The sequence below is a fragment of the Microcoleus sp. D2_18a_D3 genome (assembly GCF_036702455.1).
GTDB lineage: Bacteria > Cyanobacteriota > Cyanobacteriia > Cyanobacteriales > Microcoleaceae > Microcoleus.
Map to the genome: position 1 here is coordinate 1 of NZ_JAUBTK010000110.1, position 20,722 is coordinate 20,722.

Annotated in this window: 18 protein-coding genes; 11 read left to right on the top strand and 7 right to left on the bottom strand. The window is 44.3% G+C overall.

All coding sequences use genetic code 11. The features are described 5' to 3' along the window. The first annotated feature begins 226 nt into the window (after positions 1–226). From rlmN to QUB06_RS30895, 5 genes are all read left to right on the top strand, one after another. On the top strand, positions 227–1,336 hold the full coding sequence (gene rlmN / locus QUB06_RS30875) for a 23S rRNA (adenine(2503)-C(2))-methyltransferase RlmN (RefSeq protein WP_333039813.1): 1,110 nt from the start codon (positions 227–229) through the stop codon (positions 1,334–1,336). A gap of 121 nt (positions 1,337–1,457) precedes the next feature. Continuing rightward, a complete protein-coding gene (locus QUB06_RS30880) occupies positions 1,458–2,909 on the top strand; it encodes a DUF3375 domain-containing protein (protein WP_333438527.1) in 1,452 nt (483 codons plus the stop codon). 13 nt (positions 2,910–2,922) lie between these two features. After that, positions 2,923–3,507: a DUF4194 domain-containing protein gene (locus QUB06_RS30885; protein ID WP_333438528.1), complete on the top strand. Its 585-nt coding sequence runs from the start codon at positions 2,923–2,925 to the stop codon at positions 3,505–3,507. Beyond that, positions 3,488–6,826, top strand: a complete 3,339-nt coding sequence (locus QUB06_RS30890) for an SbcC/MukB-like Walker B domain-containing protein (protein WP_333438529.1) — start codon at positions 3,488–3,490, stop codon at positions 6,824–6,826. The genes QUB06_RS30885 and QUB06_RS30890 overlap by 20 nt, the downstream gene beginning before the upstream one ends. A gap of 12 nt (positions 6,827–6,838) precedes the next feature. After that, a complete protein-coding gene (locus QUB06_RS30895; protein WP_333438530.1) occupies positions 6,839–7,987 on the top strand; it encodes a Wadjet anti-phage system protein JetD domain-containing protein in 1,149 nt (382 codons plus the stop codon). Positions 7,988–8,105: 118 nt separating this feature from the next. On the opposite strand, the gene QUB06_RS30900 is transcribed toward QUB06_RS30895, so the two are convergent. The 3 genes from QUB06_RS30900 to QUB06_RS30910 form a co-directional block, all read right to left on the bottom strand. Then, positions 8,106–9,215: a class I SAM-dependent methyltransferase gene (locus tag QUB06_RS30900; RefSeq protein WP_333438531.1), complete on the bottom strand. Its 1,110-nt coding sequence runs from the start codon at positions 9,213–9,215 to the stop codon at positions 8,106–8,108. Beyond that, positions 9,208–9,879, bottom strand: coding sequence for a phosphoribosylglycinamide formyltransferase (gene purN / locus QUB06_RS30905; protein WP_333438532.1), 672 nt, complete (start codon positions 9,877–9,879; stop codon positions 9,208–9,210). The genes QUB06_RS30900 and purN overlap by 8 nt, the downstream gene beginning before the upstream one ends. 131 nt (positions 9,880–10,010) lie before the next feature. Beyond that, a complete protein-coding gene (locus QUB06_RS30910) occupies positions 10,011–10,586 on the bottom strand; it encodes a GNAT family protein (protein WP_333438533.1) in 576 nt (191 codons plus the stop codon). Positions 10,587–10,645: 59 nt separating this feature from the next. Between QUB06_RS30910 and QUB06_RS30915 the strand changes: the two genes are divergently transcribed. Continuing rightward, entirely contained in the window at positions 10,646–11,536 is an 891-nt protein-coding gene (locus QUB06_RS30915) for a sugar ABC transporter permease (RefSeq protein WP_333438534.1), read from the top strand. 157 nt (positions 11,537–11,693) lie between these two features. Here the strand turns inward: QUB06_RS30915 and QUB06_RS30920 are convergent, their stop codons facing one another. Then, the gene (locus tag QUB06_RS30920) at positions 11,694–12,287 is read right to left on the bottom strand and encodes a DJ-1/PfpI family protein (RefSeq protein WP_333438535.1); all 594 of its coding nucleotides are present in this window, start codon (positions 12,285–12,287) and stop codon (positions 11,694–11,696) included. Positions 12,288–12,364: 77 nt separating this feature from the next. On the opposite strand from QUB06_RS30920, the gene QUB06_RS30925 reads away from it, so the two are divergent. After that, a complete protein-coding gene (locus QUB06_RS30925) occupies positions 12,365–12,724 on the top strand; it encodes a hypothetical protein (protein ID WP_333438536.1) in 360 nt (119 codons plus the stop codon). A gap of 295 nt (positions 12,725–13,019) precedes the next feature. Here QUB06_RS30925 and QUB06_RS30930 read toward each other — a convergent pair whose 3' ends face one another. After that, positions 13,020–13,166, bottom strand: a complete 147-nt coding sequence (locus QUB06_RS30930) for a photosystem I protein PsaX (protein WP_333062195.1) — start codon at positions 13,164–13,166, stop codon at positions 13,020–13,022. A 126-nt stretch (positions 13,167–13,292) separates the two neighbouring features. Next, positions 13,293–14,312: a lipoyl synthase gene (locus QUB06_RS30935; RefSeq protein WP_333438537.1), complete on the bottom strand. Its 1,020-nt coding sequence runs from the start codon at positions 14,310–14,312 to the stop codon at positions 13,293–13,295. Positions 14,313–14,510: 198 nt separating this feature from the next. Between QUB06_RS30935 and QUB06_RS30940 the strand changes: the two genes are divergently transcribed. The 3 genes from QUB06_RS30940 to QUB06_RS30950 all read left to right on the top strand — a co-directional run bounded on the left by QUB06_RS30940 (position 14,511) and on the right by QUB06_RS30950 (position 16,587). Next, positions 14,511–15,062, top strand: coding sequence for a response regulator (locus QUB06_RS30940; RefSeq protein ID WP_333438538.1), 552 nt, complete (start codon positions 14,511–14,513; stop codon positions 15,060–15,062). 47 nt (positions 15,063–15,109) lie between these two features. After that, complete coding sequence (locus QUB06_RS30945) at positions 15,110–15,244, top strand: hypothetical protein (RefSeq protein WP_333438539.1); 135 nt, start codon at positions 15,110–15,112, stop codon at positions 15,242–15,244. Between the two features lie 251 nt (positions 15,245–15,495). Then, a complete protein-coding gene (locus tag QUB06_RS30950) occupies positions 15,496–16,587 on the top strand; it encodes a PfkB family carbohydrate kinase (protein WP_333438540.1) in 1,092 nt (363 codons plus the stop codon). A gap of 93 nt (positions 16,588–16,680) precedes the next feature. On the opposite strand, the gene QUB06_RS30955 is transcribed toward QUB06_RS30950, so the two are convergent. Next, positions 16,681–18,435, bottom strand: a complete 1,755-nt coding sequence (locus tag QUB06_RS30955) for a CapA family protein (RefSeq protein ID WP_333438541.1) — start codon at positions 18,433–18,435, stop codon at positions 16,681–16,683. 1,017 nt (positions 18,436–19,452) lie between these two features. On the opposite strand from QUB06_RS30955, the gene QUB06_RS30960 reads away from it, so the two are divergent. Beyond that, complete coding sequence (locus QUB06_RS30960) at positions 19,453–20,640, top strand: HEAT repeat domain-containing protein (protein WP_333438542.1); 1,188 nt, start codon at positions 19,453–19,455, stop codon at positions 20,638–20,640. Positions 20,641–20,722: the final 82 nt, after the last annotated feature.

A 20,722-nucleotide genomic window follows, 5' to 3' on the forward strand; every position in this document is an offset into this window, starting at 1 on the left:
TCTGTGAAATTACTCAATTTCATACTCTGACTCTAATACACCTCAGTTCCACTTTAAAATATGTTGGTAATGACAAGCCTTAAAAAGGGGGGAACCGGATTATTCTCAAAGTCCGCCTTCTTAAGGGGGATTTAGGGGGATCGAGACTTCGCCTTCTGGAGGATTAACGGCAGTTTTGGTCGAGAAGTTTTAATATGGAGGATGGTTTTAAATTTTCTAATGACCTATGTCTCCTACTTCCGTTTCTCAGGTGTACTCTTCTGGTAATTCCAAGGGTGCGAATCAGTCTCGCAAGACTGCTGCTTTGGCTGTTGAGTCGGGTAAAATTCCGCCTCTGTTGGGGGCGAGTTTGGCTGAGTTAACGGAGTGGGTGCAGCAAAACGGGCAACCTGCTTATCGCGGAAAGCAGTTGTACCAGTGGATTTACGAGAGAGGGGCGCGATCGATCTCTGATATTTCTGTATTCTCGAAACAGTGGCGCGAGACTGTTGCTAAAATTCCGATCGGGCGATCGACTATTCACTATCGATCGGTCGCACCAGACGCCACGGTAAAGTATCTCTTAAAATTGGCAGACGGTCAAATCATTGAAACAGTAGGCATTCCCACCGATAAACGGCTTACTGTCTGCGTCTCAGCCCAAGTTGGCTGCGCGATGGGCTGCGACTTTTGCGCTACCGGAAAAGGCGGTTTCAAGCGCAATTTAGAAAAACACGAAATCGTCGATCAAGTCTTGACAGTACAGCAAGATTTCGGCCGCCGAGTCAGCCACATCGTATTTATGGGAATGGGCGAACCCCTGCTGAATTTCGATAATGTTGTAGCTGCTGTCAAGTGTTTGAATCAAGACGTAGGAATTGGACAGCGAAATATCACCATTTCCACAGTAGGAATTCGCAATCGCATCAGCCAACTAGCCGAACATCAACTGCAAGTTACCCTCGCCGTCAGCCTCCACGCTTCCAATCAAAGATTGCGCGAAGAGTTAATTCCTAGCGCCCGCCCTTATCCTTTGGGTGAGTTAATCGCAGAATGTCGGGAATATGTGCGATCGACTGGGCGCAGATTGAGTTTTGAATACGTACTTTTAGCAGGTGTGAATGACTTGCCGGAACACGCAGCCGAGTTAGCAACTCACTTGCGCGGTTTTCAGTGTCACGTCAATTTGATTCCTTACAATCCGATTCAGGAAGCTGAATATAAGCGACCGACTCCCAATCGAATTAACAGTTTCGTTGCGACTTTGAAGGAAAAGAAAATTGCAGTTAGCGTGCGGTATTCTCGCGGCTTAGAAGCAGATGCAGCCTGCGGACAATTGCGGGCATCCGAGGTTTAAATTTTAAGAGTGTATGAGTTATGAATGGTGAAAAAAACATATTCACCATTCATAATTCATATTTGCCAAGGGTTAAATGCTAATCGGACGACAATTAAATCTATAATTTAACGCTGGGCATATGAAACATAACCAAATAGAAGATGATTTAAAAAACGAGCCTAGCCTCAAACTTTTAAGAACTGACAACGCACCTTTAATTATCAGTTTTTTGTATCGCGAGTTCAAGTCTCTAAATCGGATTACCGTTCCCCAATCACAACTGGTAGAAAAACTTGAAAATTATTTGGAGAAGCTGTGCGAAGATCGACCGGAACTATATCGTGGGAAAGCACAGACTTACCTGGATACTTGGTGCAACAGCGATCATCAGTTCTTGAAGAAATATTATCAGACGAAGGATGATGATCCGGTTTTTGAACTTACACCGGGTACTAATCGGGCGATTGGTTGGCTGGAAGATTTGAAGAGGAGAGAGTTTATTGGCACTGAATCACAGTTTTTAGAGATATTTTCCCTTCTCAAAGAAATTGTAACCAAAAGTACAGAAGATCCAGCAGCGCGTTTAGACGAATTAGAAAAACAAAAAGCAGCCATTCAGAAAGAAATCGACACAATCAAACAAACTGGTGAGGTTGAACGCTACAGCGAAGCTAAGCTCAAAGAGTGGTTTCTAAAAGCTAATAATGTAGCCGGCCGACTCCTTGCTGATTTTGGAGATGTCGAGCAAAATTTTAAAGAAATCACGGACAAAGTGAAAAAGGCACAGCTAAAAGAGGAGGGGGGAAAGGGGTTAGTTGTGGCACAGGTAATTGAGGGGGATGAAGAAATTAGGAAATCCGATCAAGGGCGCAGCTTCTATGCCTTCCGAGATTTTCTGACAGATCCTTCTAAACAGGAAGAATTGGAACAACTGATTAATGGGGTATATGGCTTGCCAGAACTTCAAGATTTGGGCAAAAAAAATCCCATACTCCGAAGAATTAAACGCAGTCTGATTCAAGCTAGCGACAAAATTATTAAATCTAATTATCGTCTTGCCGAACAGTTGCGAAAAATGCTGGTTGAACAGCATATCGCCGAGAACAAACGAGTAATTGAACTGATTAAAGAGATTAAAAATTTAGCACTTGGGGCGCTCGATAATCCTCCCAAAAATGAGGAATTTATTTGGATAGAAGGCGACCCGGAAGTGCAACTGCTGATGGAAAGACCGTTGGGGAAACCAACAGAAAATCGGAATTTTAAAAACTACAATTTGAGCAACGCAACTGTTGATCTACCGAGGGAACAAATTGATGCTTTGCGAAATTATTGTTATGTGGATGAGGAAGTATTGAAGCGGCAGATTGCAGCAACATTGGAGGGCAAAGATTGGGTAACGCTAGCTGAAGTAATTGAGAAGTATCCGGTGGAAAAGGGTTTGTCTGAAGTAGTTGCTTATTTGGCGATCGCCTCTCAAGACACAAAACACGCGATCGATGACTCAGTGAGCGATCGCATTACGGCAAGTTCCTTTGACAAGCAGAACATCCTGCACCTGACACTCCCACAAGTTATTTTTAAAAGATAAACACAGCAAATTCATGATGACAAACGAGATTATCGCATCCTACGCACCAGCAATCATCAAATTACTACAGGGTATCCTGTATGAAGATGAGGATGATTGGGGTGAGCTATTGAAGAATGAAAAAAACGTCAGAGAATACTTTGGAAAAATTGGGCTGAGACTTTATTTAGATGAAGCGGAAGGATATGCTTTTTTACAGCAGCCAGATGGTGACGATGGCGACGAGGAAGCAAAGAAACTGCCCAGGCTGGTTAAGAGAGTTCCCCTGAGTTACGAAGTGACGGTACTATGTGTTTTATTACGCGAGAAATTGCTAGAGTTTAATAACAGCACCTCTGATTCGACTCGCTGCATTGTGTATAAACATCAAATTCACGATTTGATGCGTCCGTTTTTTCCAGAGCAAACTGATGACCCAAAGCTTTTGAAAAAATTTGACGAATCTATCAATCGAGTTGTCAAGTTGCACTTTTTGAAAGAGTTAAAGAATAAAGAAGGCGAATATGAGATTCGCCGCATCCTCAAAGCTAAAATTCCCGCTGAAACATTGACGGATATCAAAAAAGGGTTAGAAGCTTATGACAAATCTAATGCTTGAATTTGAGAGTGACAATTCCAAAGCTGGATATCGCTTGCATCGGCTGGAAGTATTAAACTGGGGAACTTTTAAGCAGGGTACGATCGCACCCTACGGTAAAACTTCCTTCCTCACCGGGGCCAATGGTTCCGGTAAATCGACTTTGGTTGACGCACTACTGACACTATTAGTCCCGAATGGAAAGCGGAATTATAACTTAGCTTCAGGTTCAGGAAAGCGAGAGCGAGACGAAAAGACGTATGTACTCGGAGCCTACAGCACAATTAAAACTGAAGATGACTACAAATCTAAACCGCAGTACCTGCGTACCAAAGATGATTATTCAGTTTTACTCGCTTATTTTTATAACGAAGGATACAAACAGAACGTCACTCTGGCTCAGGTTTTGTATGTAAAAGAGGGAGTTGAAAAGTTGTTTGTGGTTGCCGCTGGCGAACTGAGTATCGCCGAACATTTCAATGACTTTAAAAGTTTACCAGAGTTAAAAAAGAAGTTGGCATCTTTCCAGAAAGTAAAAATTGAACAATTTCACACATTTGCTGACTACAGCAAACGATTTCGTAAAATTTTTGGTGTGGAATCGGAAAAAGCTTTCGATTTATTCAATCAGACTGTCAGTATCAAAGAAATTGGCAAATTAAATGACTTTGTGCGCGGTCATATGCTGGAAAAAACTAATGTTGAAAATACAATCCAAGAGCTGATCGAGTATTATGAAAATTTAACCTCTTCCCATGAAGCAATGCAGAAAGCCAAGAAACAGCTAGAGGTTTTGAAACCGCTAATCGCTGAGTCTGAAAGTTACGAAAATGTCAAAGAGACTCTGGATGAGTTAAATAAAGTATGGCCAATTGTTCCTGCCTATTTTGCTCAGCGTAAAATAGGTTTGTTGCAGAAAGCTATTGCAGACAAACAACAGGAACATACTCAAATTAGCCATAATTTATCAGAAATAAGCCGACTTTTAGAAGGCTTCCGACAGCAAGAGAAAGACTTGACAGTCGCTATAGAAAATGATGAAACCGGACAGAAAATCAAAGACTTAGAACGGGAAATTAAGTTTTTAGACAGTCAAATAGCTAATCATCGACAAGCAGCCGAAAAATACGATAGAATTGCTAAAGGTATAGGATTTCCAACTTACAGTGACCTGGATACATTTAATAGTTCTATAATCCAAGCAAGGGAAACTCAATCAGGTGTTGATTTTGAACTGGAAGAATTAAAAAACCAACGCGACGACAAAAAAAATAATGAGAAGCAAGTTAAAGATAGTTGCACTGAGTTAAATCAAGAACTGCTATCTTTAAGACAGCGAAAAAATCAGATTCCTGCTGAAAACTTGCGAATCAGAGAAAAGATATTAACAGCTTTGGGAATTGCTGAGTCCGAAATTCCTTTTGTGGGCGAACTGCTGAAGGTAAAGGATGGAGAATGCAAAGAATGGGAAGGGGCGATCGAAAAACTGCTGCACAACTTTGGACTGCAACTCTTAGTTCCTGAAAAATACTACCATCAATTCACTCGATATGTCGATCGCACTAACCTGCATGGCCGCGTCGTTTATCAGAAAGTTGACAATAAAAATTTAGATTTGGTATCCAAAAACTTAGATGATAATTCCTTGTTTAACAAATTGGAGATTAAATCTGATACTAAATATACTGCTTGGCTGGCTAGTGAAGTATCAAAAAATTATGGTAGCTGCATCTGTTGTCAAGATTTAGATCGCTTCGATCGGGAGAATTATGCGATTACAAAAAATGGCTTGATTAAGAAGGGTAATAGACATGAAAAAGACGATCGCCATTCCATCAATGACAACAAAAAAAGATATATTTTGGGGTGGGACAATTCTAAGAGAATAAAGGATTGTGAAGCTGAATTGCATGAGCGTAAAGCAGAGCTTAGTCGAGTAGAAAAAGCTATACAGGATATTGAAACACAACAAAAAGAGCGCAACAGGCACAAGAATCTGCTAGAACAGTTATTGGGATTCGATGATTTTTCTGCGATCGACTGGAAACCGCGCGCGAGCAAAAAGCAAACTCTAGTAGATCAAAAGCAGGAGTTAGAGGGGAATTGCGATCGTTTAGAGCAGTTGAAGACAAAGCTAGCTGTTGTGTGCGCTGACATTCAGACAAACGACGCAGCTAAAAGTGTCGCCGAAAGAAACATTGGTATTATCGATCGCGATATCGAGCATTACCAAAAACAGAGCGCTGAATGCGAACAACGATCGAGTTTATCGACATCCCAAGAGATTCAGACTTATACTCCTGATATTGAAGAGAGTTTCAGCAATCAAATTCTGACCCTCGATAACATTGATAGTTTGAAATATCAAGTAAAGGAGTCTTACCAAACTCAAATAAGCGACGCAAACAAGAAGTTGAATTCTCTGCGAAACAGCATTGAAAAAAAGATGAGTAGTTACAAGGGGGACTATCCCGCAGAAACTGCAAATGTTGACGCATCAGTAGAATTTATCCCTGAGTTCAAGGGAATGCTCGAAAAAATCGAACGAGATGATTTACCCACACAGGAACAAAGGTTTAAAAAACTGCTTGATGAGAAAATTAATAGCGCTATTTATAATTTTAAAGATACTTTAGAAGAATGGGAAAGTGACATTAAAGACAATATTTACGATCTCAATCAATCCTTAAAAATGATTGAATATACACCCTTGACTTATATACAAGTCCAATGGGATGCCAACGGAGAAAACCAAATTAAGGAATTTAAAAATCTCTTAAAAAAAGGTTTGTGCTATGCTGATGTAGGGGTTGAGCGAACTTCGGAAGCTGACGAAGCTAGCTTTAAAAAAATTAAAGAGCTGATCGATCGCCTCCAGTCAGATGAGCGGTGGACAGCAAGAGTCACCGATGTGCGTAATTGGCTCAATTTCTCAGTCAGCGTCAAGAATAAAGCCGACCACAGTGAGAGGGAATATCACTCAGACTCTTCTGGGAAATCGGGCGGCCAAAAGGCTAAATTAGCTTACACTATTCTAGCGTCAGCTATTGCCTATCAATTTGGATTAGTACAGGATGAAACTAAATCTCAATCATTTCGTCTTGTGGTGATTGATGAAGCTTTTAGCAAGTCAGATGAAACAAATGCAAGGTATGCGATGGATTTATTTAAGCAATTAAATCTTCAGCTTCTGGTAGTGACCCCCAAAGACAAAATTCAAGTTCTTGAGCATTATGCAGGAGCTGGTTACTATGTTGAAAACAGTATTGAAGAGAACGACTCCAAGGTTTATAATATGTCCGTAGACAAACAGCCTCTCGGACAAATTGCTTCAAATTAACTGCGTCTGTTGATGATTACCCCCGAAGAAATCAGAAAAAAAGCCGATCGACTATATATTCCCTTCCTGCAATCCTTGCTCCAGGGAGAACCTTTTTTCCCGCGAGATTTTCCCGCTGGCAAAATTCCCGACGACTACCTGAAGCTAAGAGATGCTGTACAGCAACTTCTGAAAGGCTCAAAAAAGTTCGTTGGCTACGGGTATCAAGTTGAGCTGATCCAGCGGAAAACTCGCAAATTTGATCTCCAGTCTTTACCATCCCGAATTACATTTGAAACAGAGACAGATTATCTCAAATTCGTGAATAAGGAACCTGAAGTTGCTGATTTTAAGCAAGCTGTAGCAACGATGAGAAATGAAATTCCTGATTTGAATATCTGGCTAAATCAAAATCCTCAAAAAGTAATCAATCACTTAGGAAAATGGGAGAATTTATTGCCTGTATGCTTGTATTTTCAGAACCATCCCAAACCTCAGCTTTATATTCGCGAACTACCGATAAATGTTCACACCAAGTTCATCGAACAAAATAAAGGTATTCTGAATGAATTGCTGTCAGCTATCCTGCCAGATGATGCTATCAATAAAGAAGAAAATGATTTTGAAAAGCGATTTGGTTTGCGATATGCTGAGCCATCGGTAACTATCAGAGCTTTGGATAAAAACCTACAGGTGAAGTATGGCATTAGCACCTCGGAGATGAGTATACTCATCTCTGACTTTGAAAGTCGCTGTCTTCAAGGATACCGCTTTATTATTACTGAGAATCAGATGAATTTTCGCACCTTACCTGATTTAAGCAACAGCTTTGCGCTGTGGGGAAAGGGATTTAATGTAGCTATTTTAAAAGATGTTGAGTGGCTAAATGATTGCCAAATAATTTACTGGGGCGATTTGGATGCCCAAGGGTTCCAGATTCTTTCGCAGTTAAGGTCTTATTTTTATCAAACAATTTCTGTTATGATGGATCGAGAAACTTTCGATACTTTTCAGGAATTTGCTGTGCCGGGAACATTATGCAAGACTGCTAAGTTACTTTACCTGACACCGGAGGAGCATGATTTATTTGCGGATTTATGCAAGCAAACAATTCGTTTAGAACAGGAAAAGATACCGAAGGATTTTGTAATTTGCCGATTGAATAATTTGACCTATCGGTAATATCGTTTCCGGTGGCATCGGAATCATATATTTGGATGCTCTCGCGTGAGCCCCGCTCGCATTACATAATTCCGATGCTACCGGAGATGATATAAGCCCACATAAAAGAAACAGCTCTTTACAAGCGTTTAACAAGTATCCACCGCAACTCTAACGGCGGTGTTTGTTGCACAGAAAATAAATCGCGCCCGCTAGCCCAACTGACAAACCAAGGTGTCGGGGGCCACGCCGAGTCAGGCAAATGTTTTTGTTCGTATTCAATCACAGATTCATCAGAAATAATTTCTAACGGCAAACCCTCTATTGCTGCTTGCAATTCTTGTCTGGTAATCAGATAAGACCAACACAATTCAGACATTTGTTTTGCCATCTCGTCGGGTTCGTACCCATCTACAGCTAAGAAAGCACTGAATAATATAAACCCGCCGCTTAAAACAGCATCGGACATTTTGCCCAGGAAAAGACGAATTTGTTCGGGGTAGCGGAAATGAGAGAGGACTTCGGTAGCAATGGCTAATTTGTACCGATAAGTTTTCATCCTCAATAAGGGGTCTAAAACGTCGCCTTGGGTGACATTTATCGGCAAGTTTTCGGCGGTGGCTGCTGCTGATAGTTTCTCGGCAAATATCGGTGTTAGTTCGATCGCATCCACAGAATGGCCTAACCTTGCTAAAGGCAAACTATTGCGCCCTGGGCCCGCACCGACATCTAAAATAGGTGTTTTTCCCGGTTCGCCTAATTCGGCGGCAATGGCGATGACTTTGGCATCGGGATGGCTGCCGAATAAAGGTTCGGGGCGAATATCCGGCCAGCTATGATATTTCTGGGCCATCGATTCGATTTGAATCTTGGTATTCAGAGTAATGCCGCCGGCTAAACCGGTTTGGGAATTAGCGGGAAAATATGAGACTATTAGATTAGCGTGGGGGGAATTTTTGAATCCTTCTGCTAAGGCGTTGGCGATTAATGTTCGCAAGTTTTCGGATTGGGCAGCGTCGATGTTTTGTCCGAGAATGTTTAAGAAGTCTGACAGTAATTTAAGATAGTCGTCTAGCATTGATGGCAAGCAAGGCAGATAGAATTCTCCCTTGAGGCCGATGCTCTTTTTGAGCCTTTCTTTGAGAATTAATTTCAGGCGATTCGAGTCTGTCAGCGGCGGGCCTGCTTCGGGTGATTCGCTGACGGGCAATGCGGGGATAGATGCGGCACTGGTGAGGTTTTTAGTCACAATATTTTCGATTAGATTCGGCAATAAGTGCGATCGCACCGAGCATAATCTTGTGCTCTTGCACCTGAATTCTCGCGTGCAGCGTTTCTGCGGTATCATCAGGCAATACGGGCACCGCAGCCTGCATTAAAATCGGCCCGCTGTCTACTTCTAAACGGGCGATATGCACCGTACAGCCGGTGATTTTAACCTTGGCAGCTAGTGCTTGCTCGACGGCGCGAATTCCTGGGAAACTCGGCAGTAAGCTGGGGTGAATGTTAATAACGCGATCGGGAAAAGCATCAAGCAAAACTTTGGTAACAATTCGCATCCAACCCGCCATCACTACCCATTCTACATCATATTCTTGAAAAGTTTTGACAATTTTTGTATCTAATTCTTCGCGACTTTTGCAGTCGCGGTGATTGAGCAGAATCGAGGGAATGCCGTATTTTTCGGCTCTGACTGCGGCTTTGGCTTCGGGGTTGTTGTAAATTAATACTGGGATTTTAGCGTTGAGTTGTTGATTTTGGATGGCTTGGGCAATTACCTCGAAGTTGCTGCCACTTCCTGATGCTAAAACTCCTAATTTTAATGGAGGATGGGCCGGAGCTATCGAAGTTTTCCCAATCTCAGGAGAAATCAGGCAGGCATTGGAATTAACAGATACTGGATTAGCGGTCATAAAGATAAAAACTATTCACTCGTATTCTACAATACAGGTAAAGGGTAAGGCGTGCTTCGGCGCACTCTACATCGAGATATTCCGTAAGTCCTAAGTATATTATTTTTTTTCGCTGACCGACTGATTCACTCCTATTCTACAATATTCTCAAAAAACTCTTCCCTGAGAATCGAATAAAGTTTTAGATCCCAATATCTGTCTTTCACAAATAGGTGCTGTCGCAATACCCCTTCCAATTGCATCCCCACTTTTTCCATCACCCGAGCGGAAGCAATATTGTTAACTTCACAGCGAGCCATAATTCGATTCAGCAACATCTCCCGAAAGCCGAATTCAATAACTGCATTAACAGCCTCGCTCATGTATCCTTCTCCCCAATATCTCCTAGAAAGTGCGTAGCCAATTTCTGCACGGCTGTGCGTCATGCTCCATTCCACAAATCCGCAAGTCCCGATAAACTTTTTCTCGACCTTGTGGACAATTCCCCAATCTACAAGCTCTCGTCTTTTGTACATTTTTGTAAGTGACTTGAGAAAGTATTTAGTGTCTTCGATCGAGGTGTGGGTTGACCACATTGTGTATTGTGATACTTCGGGGTTTGAGGCATACTCAAACATATCGCTCGCATCGTTTAAAGTAATTTTTCGGAGCAGGAGCCTTTCAGTTTCTATAGTGGGTAAATTAGCTAATATATCGAGAAGGTTCATTTTGACAGTGACCTATTTTGTGATACCATTTAAAACTAAAAGCTAAAATTTACAAGCCAATGGTTCGGATTAAATTTGGGCGTTTTAACTGGTTGGATAATGATGCGATCGCAGCTTGGACTTTTCTGGCCCCGGCTTTGCTGTTTCTGGGTACTTTCTTGATTTGGCCGATCGCCTATTTATTTTACCTCAGCTTTACCAGCGGCAGCTTTACCCAGTCGGGATTGCGTTGGATTGGCTTCAACAACTACTGGCGTCTAGTCACAAACCCGGATTTCTGGCAAATTCTCCAAAATACGCTCTATTTTACTACTGCAACAGTCATTCCCAGTTTAGTGATTCCCTTGGGCTTAGCAGTTTTGCTAAATCGCTCGTTTGCTTGGCGAGGAGCTCTCCGCACCGCTTATTTTATTCCTTCGATTACCTCTTTAGTTGCAGTTGGCTTGGGTTGGCGGTGGTTGTTTCAAACCGAAGGCCCGGTGAATAATGCCCTAAGTGCGATCGGCTTAAATCCAATTCCTTGGCTTAGCAGCACAGTTTGGGCAATGCCTGTGATCATTCTGCTCAGTGTTTGGAAACAATTAGGCTTTAATATGGTAGTATTTTTAGCAGGATTGCAAGCAATTCCGGTAAATCGTTACGAAGCCGCAGAATTGGATGGAGCTAATGCTTGGCAGCAATTTTTGTACATAACTTTACCCGGTTTGCGGCCGACTTTAGTATTTGCTACTGTCACTACTGCTATTTTTACTCTGCGGAGTTTCGAGCAAGTTTACGTCATCACCGGCGGCGGCCCTTTGAACTCTACTAATTTGCTAGTTTATTATATTTACGAGCAAGCTTTTTCGCAATTTGATTTTGGCTATGCAGCCGCTGCGGCAACTTTCCTGATGGCTGTAGCTTTGCTATTAGTCTATTTACAACTAAAAGTTTGGGGCGAAGATGCTTGATATCACGTCCAGTAGCATCCTTCGTGTATGGGCGGGGCGGGTTTACCGAATTGTTTGTTGTAGGCAATTATGGTTGGTAAAACCCGCCCCAACGCGCAAATTATACAATTAATAATGCCCGATGCCCGATGCCCGATGCCCGATGCCCAATGCCCAATTACCAATTCCCAATTTTATATTCCATGTGCTCTGCTGTTTTTTCAGCTTGTGCTGTTCCCAAAAGTTTGCCAACAACGTGCAAAGACATATCAATTCCCGCAGCAATTCCCCCAGAAGTGATGATTTTGCCGTTATCTACAAATCGCTGATTTTCGATAATAGTTGTGTTGGGCGCTAATTCTCTCAGTAACTCCAATGCCCGATGGTGTGTTGTTGCTGCCAAACCTTCCAATAACCCAGCTTTTGCCAAAAGCAGCGAACCCGTACAGACAGAAAGCACTAATTCTGCTGTTCGCGCACAATCTTTTATCCAATTAATAATTGCTGAATTATCGATTAACTTTCTCGTACCTTGCCCTCCCGGTATAATTAAAATATCCGGTGGCGGACCATCGGAAATGGTGCAGTCGGGATTTACGCTCAAACCGTTGCGGGCGTTGACAGCACCGGGGTGTTCGGCTACGGTAGAGACTGCAAAAGGTCGCTCGCCCTTACTTAATTCTGATGCCACTGAAAACACTTCAAAAGGGCCTGCAAAGTCTAGTACCTCGACATCATCGAACATTAAAATAGCTACGTTTCTACTTGCCATAAGACATACTTCTGATAGAGACCAAAATCTCGGCGATTTGTTATCGTAGAAGTGGTATAATTTAAATCATTAAAGCTATGCCGAAAAATATTGGCCATCGCGCCCTGAAACTCTGTGTTTTGTGTCTGGCTTGCGTCTTAGCAATTGGTGTTGCGCCAATTTTTACGCCCGCTCAATCCACAACTCAATTAGAATTTCGTATTATTCAATTAGAACGTCAAATTTCTGAACTCAGAGGACAAATCTACAGTTTGCAGAATCAAGGTTCTAGAGTTAACAGGCCTCCGTCTCCCTCCGGTTCTGGTCGGACAAATGCTAGAATGCTGTCGGGAGACCCGCTGTTTGACAATTTAGCAACTTTGGCAATTGAAACTAAGCAAGATGTTATCAAAATTCAAGAGCGGTTGTCAAAGCTAGAATCGTCCAGAAATCGCTAGAGAAGGAAGAAGGAAGAAGGAAGAAGGAAGAAGGAAGAAGGAAGAAGGAAGAAGGAAGAAGGAAGAAGGAAGAAGGAAGGCACGACACGGATACATGGATTAATTATTGAGCAAAAGTCGGGAGTCAGCAGTCAGGAGTCAGAGGGAAGAGGGAAGAAGTCAGGAGTCATTCGTTAGAAGAATAAAGTCATATTCTCCCCAACTCAAAACTCCAAACTCTCCCCTTCTCCGTCTCTCCCATTCTCCGACGTTGAGGTCGAGAAAAGCAGGGTCTGCTAAAAGTTAACTTGCAGAACTATTCAATGATATGGAAATAAAAGCCGGCCACCACAAAATTGATGGCTAACAGCAAGAGAAACCAGCCTGCGCGAAATGTGTAAGGGAATTTGCCCGTTTTCATCACGGAGTCGGATTTTAATTGGTTCTTGGCTATCTCTGGCATAGGTAAAGCTCCTAATTCATAATGTCACTCTATTCACAAATAGCAGAGAGCGTCGCACTTATGCACAATCCTCTAGAGTTATTTTTTGTAACAAGGAGTTTATACCGAGTTGAATTCAGATTAGTTTCAATCGCTCTCTCCGGCGTGGTAGGAACTGCGGACGAGAGGCCCCGATCGCACGCGCTCAAACCCCATCTCCCGCGCGATCGACCCGAAACGGTCAAATTCGGCCGGCGTCCAGTATTTACGCACTGGGAGGTGCTCTAGAGATGGTCTCATGTATTGACCGAGGGTGAGCCGATCGCACTTGGCGTCCCGCAAATCAATCATCGCTTCGACTATCTCGGCTTCGGTTTCCCCGTGCCCCAACATCAAACCGGATTTTGTGGGAATAGTTGGGTCATATTGCTTAACAATACGCAGAACGTCGATCGAGCGATCGTACTTCGCCCCCCTCCGCACCGGCCCTTGCAACCGACGCACCGTCTCAATATTGTGGTTGTAACAAGCCGGTTTAGCCTCTACCACCGTGCGAATCCGATCTCGCTGCAACTCATGGAGGCCGGAATTCTCCCCGTCGGGGGCGGGCACGGGGAGGGCGGGCACGGGGAGGGCGGGCACGGGGAGGGCGGGCACGGGGGCACCGCCCCTACCTGTTCCCCCCCAAAAATCCGGCGTCAGTACCTCAACTTCAGTATGCGGGTTAAGGATGCGGATTTGGGCGATCGTCCTGGCAAACCAACCCGCACCCCCATCCGGCAAATCATCCCTCGCCACCGAAGTCAGCACCGCATAGCGCAAACCCAACAACTGCACAGCCTCCGCCACCTTTTGCGGTTCCTCCGGGTCTAGCGGCATCGGAGAATGACCTTTATCTACTTGACAAAAAGCACAAGCGCGGGTGCAAGTCGGCCCCATCAACAAAAAAGTCGCCGTTTTTTGCGCGTAGCACTCGCCCCGGTTGGGGCATCTCCCCTCCTCACAAATCGTGTGAATTTGCCGCTGTTTGATAATTTTTTGCACTTGGGAAAGTTCGCTAGCTTTGCCAACGGGCCTACGCAACCACTCCGGCATCGCCTCGATTTCACCCCGCATTTGGGCGGAAATTACTTTGACAGTAGGAGTTTTAGGAGTTTGGGGCGACATAAAATTAAGTGGCGATTGAGTTAATTCCTTCGATCGTATCCGAAATCAAAGCCCCTGAACTTGTAGGAGTACCACCCGAAATCAGGATCGCCCCCAGGTGCAACAAAACTAAACTCGCCCAGAATTATGGGTAGAATTCTGTTAGGGATATACTGAAGGTTGCAAATCATCACTCATTCATTACTGAAGGAGTCAGTCGTGGCTGGTCAAAAAATCTTGGTAATCGATGACAGTAAAGTCATCCGCCTCCGAGTCCGAGAGATGTTGCCTCAGGGTAACTTTGAAATTCTAGAAGCAAAAGACGGCGAAGAGGGACTCAAACTGATCCGTCAAGCCCGGCCAAATCTAATTATGTTAGATTTCCTACTGCCCAAAGTCAGCGGTTGGGAAGTGTATCAAAAAGTGCAAGCCCATCCTGAGCTTTCTAAGATACCTTTGGTGATCATGTCGGGCCGCGAAGAAGAGGTGATGGAAAAAATTCCGAAACCCTTTGAGAAGCATTTTTTTGCATTCATCGCCAAACCGTTTGAGAAGAAGCAGCTAACCGAGGCAATCAAATCGGCGATGGTACTGGCCAAAAAGAAACCAGTGCCGGAAGCCCCAGCAGCCCCCGCTGCACCCACTTCTGGAGCGGGCGCCGCCGAAATTCAAGCGATGACTCAGCAAATGGCGAAAATGCAAGCGGAAATTGATGCACTCAAAAAACAAATGACTCAGGTGATTACGATCATCAAGCAGAAATTGAAATAATTCTGCAGTTTTTTGAAGGCACTTATGTAGAAGGAAACTTCCACACCGTGAAACTTTCAGTTGAGTCTCAATGGCTGCGATTTTATCCGCATTTTTTTGCCAAATTGTTTGAGCGAGTGCGATCGCCAACAGCCTGCAACTGGTTTCTCAAAACCCCAGTGAGAAAATCAATTAAAAGTTAAAAATAAAACAAGGGAGGAAATTAATTATTAATTAATATTAGGATTTTTAATGGGAGCATCTCATATGTGTAAAAACACTTCTTCTGGCTCCTTCCTTCTTCCTCTTTGCTCCTGCCTCCTGCCTCCTGCCTCCTGCCTCGGACCTCAAAACTCCAATTTCTAGCTGGGCTGCTTTCATAGAGATGCTCCCTTTTTAATTCCCGCTCGTTCCACACTCAATTATCAACTCCTCAGTCTCATTTTTTTGGTTAATGACTAACGACTATTCCGATTTTTTGCCTCAACTGCGTGCCTCAACTGAGCAATTATTGAAAAGATTAGACTGCTTCGATCGAGCGCAGGTATTAGCGATCGGAGATTTGACCTTGGACGAGTTTCTTACCGGACAAGTAGAGCGAATTTCCCGCGAAGCACCTGTGTTGATTTTGCGCTACGAAAATACTCAGCAAGTACCCGGAGGTGGCGCAAATGCTGTCTATAATTTAGCCAAACTGGGAGGCAAAGTAAAAGTTGCTGGTTTGGTGGGAAAAGACGACCAGGGAAAGGCTTTGTGCGGTATTTTTGAGGCGGCGGGAATTGATACGGGTGGGATTTTAATCGATTCGCAGCGTCCAACTGTCACCAAAACTCGAATTTCCGGGCACGCGCGGCAGTCGGTGACTCAGCAAATTGTTCGAGTCGATCGCAAATCGGACGAGTTGCCGGATTTAGATTTGCAGTTGCAACTGGCAGACTACATCCGGCAGCAAATACCGACAGTAGATGCCGTGGTTTGTTCCGACTACGGCGACGGAGTTTGGACGAATTTGGCGATCGAATCGGCAGTGGTTCCCGGCAAAACAATTGTAGACGCTCAAATAAATTTGCAGCGATATTCTGGAGCAATGCTGTTTACTCCGAACTTGCCAGAAGCCGAGCAAGCCGTCGGATATGCTATCAAAAACCCTCAAACTTTAATGCAAGCAGGACGCGATTTATTGAACTTAACTCAAGCTCAAAAAATCCTGATTACTCGCGGCGAAGAAGGGATGACTTTGTTTGAAAGGGCCAACGGCGAAGAAATCAAAAATTCACCCCCTCCAACATCCATTTGTGAAAAGGGGGAATTTGCCATTCAAAGTTGGGACATTCCCCCTTTTAACAAGACTGATGTATTCGACGTAACCGGTGCTGGAGATACAGTTGTAGCAGCAATGACTTTAGCTTTGTGCGTCGGTGCATCCGGTTGGGAAGCGGCAGTTTTGGGCAATTTGGCGGCTAGTATTGTCGTGCGTCAATTCGGTACGGCAACGACGACTGCAGACGAAATGAAAGAAGCTTTGAAAGAAATGAGCAGTCAGTAGGCAGTAAGTAGGGGCGATGCCTGTCAGTGCCCGCTACCAACTGACTAATGACTAATGACTAATGACTAATGACTAATGACTACTGACTAACGACTACTTACTCTTTTTCAAAATTTGTCCCTTGTCATCAATCGTCAAACCGCTATTGGGAAAATCGCTCTTTGTCAAACGGTCAATCAACCCCACAGTCCTAAAATTGTTATCAACAGCCGGCACACCTCGCCCGTCAAGTTGGATGGGGATAATCTTACCAGAAACAAAATCCCCTTGCGGAGTCATTTTCACATCCAAAATTAGAGATTTACCGAGTGCTCCGGCTGTGGACAAAGTGCGATAACCCAAAAAATTGCCCAGCGAATAAGCAACCAATTTCCCTTTATAAAGTTCCATAGCTCTGGGAACGTGCGGGCCATGTCCCAAAATCAAATCCGCTCCCGCATCAATCATCGTCCGCGAAAACAAAACCATATTTCCCCGGTTTTCTCCGTAAAAGAACTCAGTTTTATTTCTCACATTGATAGCTCCCGTTCCTTCAGCTCCAGCATGAACTGATATCACTACAATATCAGCCTTTTCCTTAGCTTTTTTGACAACTTCTGCTCCCGCTTTCAGTTCCAGCAAGGAATTGTGAACGTCGCCGTAGTTGCTGAAACCGATAAAGGCAAAATTCACACCCTTGACATTTTTATAAACAATTTGATCTCTTTTGCCAACAGCCTTCATGCCGTTGCTGTCGATGTTTTTAATCGTGTCCTTAAATCCCTGCTCGTTAAAATCGTAAGAGTGATTGTTGGCAATACTCAAAATATCAAAACCAACATCTTTGAAAATTTTGGCATAACTCGGAGGCGTCCGAAAGGCAAACAGCATTCGTCCGCCGCCTGCTTTGGAACTGTAAGGATAATCAGTCATCGTGCTTTCAAAATTGCCAAACAGAATATCAGCTCCTTGGAGGTACGGTTTTACGGACGCCAATAACATCTCTTTTTTTGCCGGCAGTTTGTTGTAGGGATAATTTGTGCCGGGGATCATGTCACCAACTGCTTTGATGCTGACAGTGGCGGGCACAATGGCAGGTTTTTTGGCAGCCGGGGAGGGCGGGTTTGCAGCGGGAAGGGGTTTGGCTGCGGCTGCTGGTGCGGGTGTCGAGATCACTTCTTGTACCGCAGGCTTTGACGTTAGAGGGTTATTAGTAGCGGTGGTTGAGGATTTGTAAAGTTGAGAAGCCAGGACAAAGCCGGATATCGGTACGAGAATTAGACTCAGAGCACCGACTGACAGCCCAAATTTCTTAGTTTTAGTGTCTGCTAATTCTGGCTGCGGTGATGGCTTTTGCTGCCTTTGGTTTGGGGGTTTTGTCGTTGGGATTTTAGGGGGTTGGGGCGCAGATTTTTCTGGTGTTTGAGGGGGCGCAGTTGTGACATTTTGAGGTTTTTCTAGCTTGGGCAAAGTCACAGGAATGGGAGAAGCGGGTAAACTAGCGGCTACTGCTTCACTCGCAGCTACTGCTGCATTCACGGCAACTAATGCACTCACGGGTGCGGAAGTCAAGCGTTTTTTTAATTCTACTGTCTGAGTCCAAGCGGGCAGTTGCTCGCCGCCGCGCCGCCCGTAAACTGTCACTGAGTAAAGGTTATTGGGTTGCAGCCGCTGCAACCCTTTGACTGCGACTCGGAGACAGGCTTCTTCTGCGGGTAAATGTTCTGCTTCCAGCAGCAGGTGCAGGGTGTCATTTTCCCGGCTGGCTTTCGCCGTGACGCCGAAGCTTTGGAGTGCTTGGCCGATCAGAAATGCGATCGCCCTGGCATCGCCTTCTTTTGCTAAATTTAAAATATCTTGTTGGCTCACAAACGCCTCTACTCTCACACTAGAAATTTAGCTCGATCTTATATCAAATTTGGCGACACAGCATTAAATACCGATTGATTTAACTTAAGTAAGTGGGTACAAATAAACAGAACGTTGGCAGAGGACGCCTGCGTGAAAGGGTCTACTCGCTCTCACTATAGCTCCTAACTAAATCCGACCCTGCTTTTACCAAGATATAGCAATCCTTGCAGGAGTCGTAAATTTTTGACCCCACCCCAACCCTCCCCTTATCAAGGGGAGGGAGTAAGAAATTTACAAATGATTTAGGATGGCTATAGTATGATTTTTGGCGCTTGCTTGCTGAATACAATATTTCCTAACGGTTATCTTAGTCGATCGCCCAAACACTTCTATCCGGGATAATTGCCCCCTTCAAATTAACATCGGTCAAATCAGCGCTCTCTTTCTTACAGCATTTTTGGTAAATAAAACGGATTTGTGAGCGTCGAAAGTGCGTCCTGGAATGTACTGAAAATATGCGGTTTAGCAGCGAAGAATTAACGAAAAAACCGAGTTTATCGTTACGAGTGCCAATGCCCCTGTCCCACTTCCGCCCAAATTCACACAAAAACGATCGACCCGTCGGCTCGGAAGCTTGTTAAACTTTTGGTCATGCCACGTTATTCGTAAAAAATCGACAGCTAGCCACAATCGTCTGCTAGCGCCCCCGCAGTGCTGCGCTGCGGGGTCTGCACTGCACACTGCACGTAGGTGAGATTAGCTGCAATCCACTTTCGGGATGCCGCTGCTAAAGTCGTAGCCGCCGATGTAGTTGTTCGTTTTAAACTAATTAAACTAATTATTTAAAGGAGTTGCACGTCAATGACACAATTGTGCTTATAATATCTGGCTCGGTGCCCTCTCAAACCAGGGTTTTTCGCTAGTCTGGTGCTATTTGTAAGTTAGTTAAGCCCATAGCAGCTAGGATCGAGCTAACTCAAGGTTAAACTAAAGCTCGTCATGCGGCGTTGCCTCTCAAAACCCGGATTGAGTCTTATGGCGCATTACCGCTCCTCTGTATGTTTGTTCACCTGCATTGCCTGTCTGGGCGCTGTGTTCAGTCCAAGTGCCGACGGAGGGCACCAGGTACTCACTGCCTCTGCGCGTGCTGTTCCCCAAGAAATTGCTCAGGCGAACTCTCCCCCGGACGATCGCCAAGATTCCAAGCCTCCAAAACCGTCTCCAGCGCCCGATAAAAACAAATCTCAGCCGTCCAAAAGGTCCAAATCTAATTCTAAGATCCCGAAATCGGTATCCAATTTGCTCGTCATTTTGTCTCGTCAGCGGGGGTTCTTAATGTTGGGTTTGGCAGCAGTTGTCGTCACGGCAGCGGCAGTATTTATCATGCTCAAATTAGTTAGCAGTGACGAGCCAAATTATTCTAAGCGAAGACGGGGAAGATTTGATCGCCACAACCAAAGAAACTCTCAATTTACTAATCCCGATTCTCCTAAAAACTCGCACCAAAGTAGGCCGCAAGAGAATTCTTCTGGAGGACAATCGCTGTCAGCCTTCCCCGACCCTTTTGGTTTGCAAAAAAACTACAGTATCGAGAGCAGCGCTCGACCTTCTCTCCCGGAATCCGGGGAATCAGAATCCGAGGATGCAGCAGTCGAGGGCGATCGAATTAATTCCGACACCTCCCCCTTGGAAACTCACAGCAACGGATACAGCAACACAGGTTTCAACATTCCCGAAACAACTAATCAAACCGATTCCCTAGCGAAGAAGAAAGGTATTGCCCTTCCCGAAACGGATGGTAGACCTAAAGTTGATATTATTGAAGCACTGATTGAAGATTTGCAGCACCTAAATCCGGCTTTGAGGCGCAAAGCAATTTGGGAACTCGGCCAGCGGGGAGATTCCAGAGCAGTTGAGCCGTTGCTCGATTTGCTAGCAAATTCCGACTCGAGCCAGTACAGTTTAATTTTGGCAAGTCTCTCGGAAATTGGCATTCGCACTCTCAAACCCATGAATAATGCCTGGTCAATTTCGCTGCAAAATGAAAATCCCGAAGTGCGTAAAAATGCGATTCGCGACTTGACGCGGATTTACGAATTGGTGAATCAAATCAGTTACTTGTTGCACCGTGCGACAGACGATCCAGATCCAGAAGTTCAGGAAACTGCTCGCTGGGCCATCAATCAGTTGAACCGCCTCCGTCCGCGTTCTGGGATGGATTGATAAGTCTAGGACTTACGCATTGACAAAAAACATTATCTATGTATTCTAGACTCTAACATCATTGCTAAGGTTCGCCAAAATA

What these genes read in the sequence shown, in the direction of transcription:
- rlmN (WP_333039813.1), top strand. Translation starts at nt 227, where the DNA reads ATGTCTCCTACTTCCGTTTCTCAGGTGTACTCTTCTGGTAATTCCAAG.
- QUB06_RS30880 (WP_333438527.1), top strand. Translation starts at nt 1,458, where the DNA reads ATGAAACATAACCAAATAGAAGATGATTTAAAAAACGAGCCTAGCCTC.
- QUB06_RS30885 (WP_333438528.1), top strand. Translation starts at nt 2,923, where the DNA reads ATGATGACAAACGAGATTATCGCATCCTACGCACCAGCAATCATCAAA.
- QUB06_RS30890 (WP_333438529.1), top strand. Translation starts at nt 3,488, where the DNA reads ATGACAAATCTAATGCTTGAATTTGAGAGTGACAATTCCAAAGCTGGA.
- QUB06_RS30895 (WP_333438530.1), top strand. Translation starts at nt 6,839, where the DNA reads ATGATTACCCCCGAAGAAATCAGAAAAAAAGCCGATCGACTATATATT.
- purN (WP_333438532.1), bottom strand. Translation starts at nt 9,879, where the DNA reads ATGACCGCTAATCCAGTATCTGTTAATTCCAATGCCTGCCTGATTTCT.
- QUB06_RS30910 (WP_333438533.1), bottom strand. Translation starts at nt 10,586, where the DNA reads ATGAACCTTCTCGATATATTAGCTAATTTACCCACTATAGAAACTGAA.
- QUB06_RS30915 (WP_333438534.1), top strand. Translation starts at nt 10,646, where the DNA reads ATGGTTCGGATTAAATTTGGGCGTTTTAACTGGTTGGATAATGATGCG.
- QUB06_RS30920 (WP_333438535.1), bottom strand. Translation starts at nt 12,287, where the DNA reads ATGGCAAGTAGAAACGTAGCTATTTTAATGTTCGATGATGTCGAGGTA.
- QUB06_RS30925 (WP_333438536.1), top strand. Translation starts at nt 12,365, where the DNA reads ATGCCGAAAAATATTGGCCATCGCGCCCTGAAACTCTGTGTTTTGTGT.
- QUB06_RS30930 (WP_333062195.1), bottom strand. Translation starts at nt 13,166, where the DNA reads ATGCCAGAGATAGCCAAGAACCAATTAAAATCCGACTCCGTGATGAAA.
- QUB06_RS30935 (WP_333438537.1), bottom strand. Translation starts at nt 14,312, where the DNA reads ATGTCGCCCCAAACTCCTAAAACTCCTACTGTCAAAGTAATTTCCGCC.
- QUB06_RS30950 (WP_333438540.1), top strand. Translation starts at nt 15,496, where the DNA reads ATGACTAACGACTATTCCGATTTTTTGCCTCAACTGCGTGCCTCAACT.
- QUB06_RS30960 (WP_333438542.1), top strand. Translation starts at nt 19,453, where the DNA reads ATGGCGCATTACCGCTCCTCTGTATGTTTGTTCACCTGCATTGCCTGT.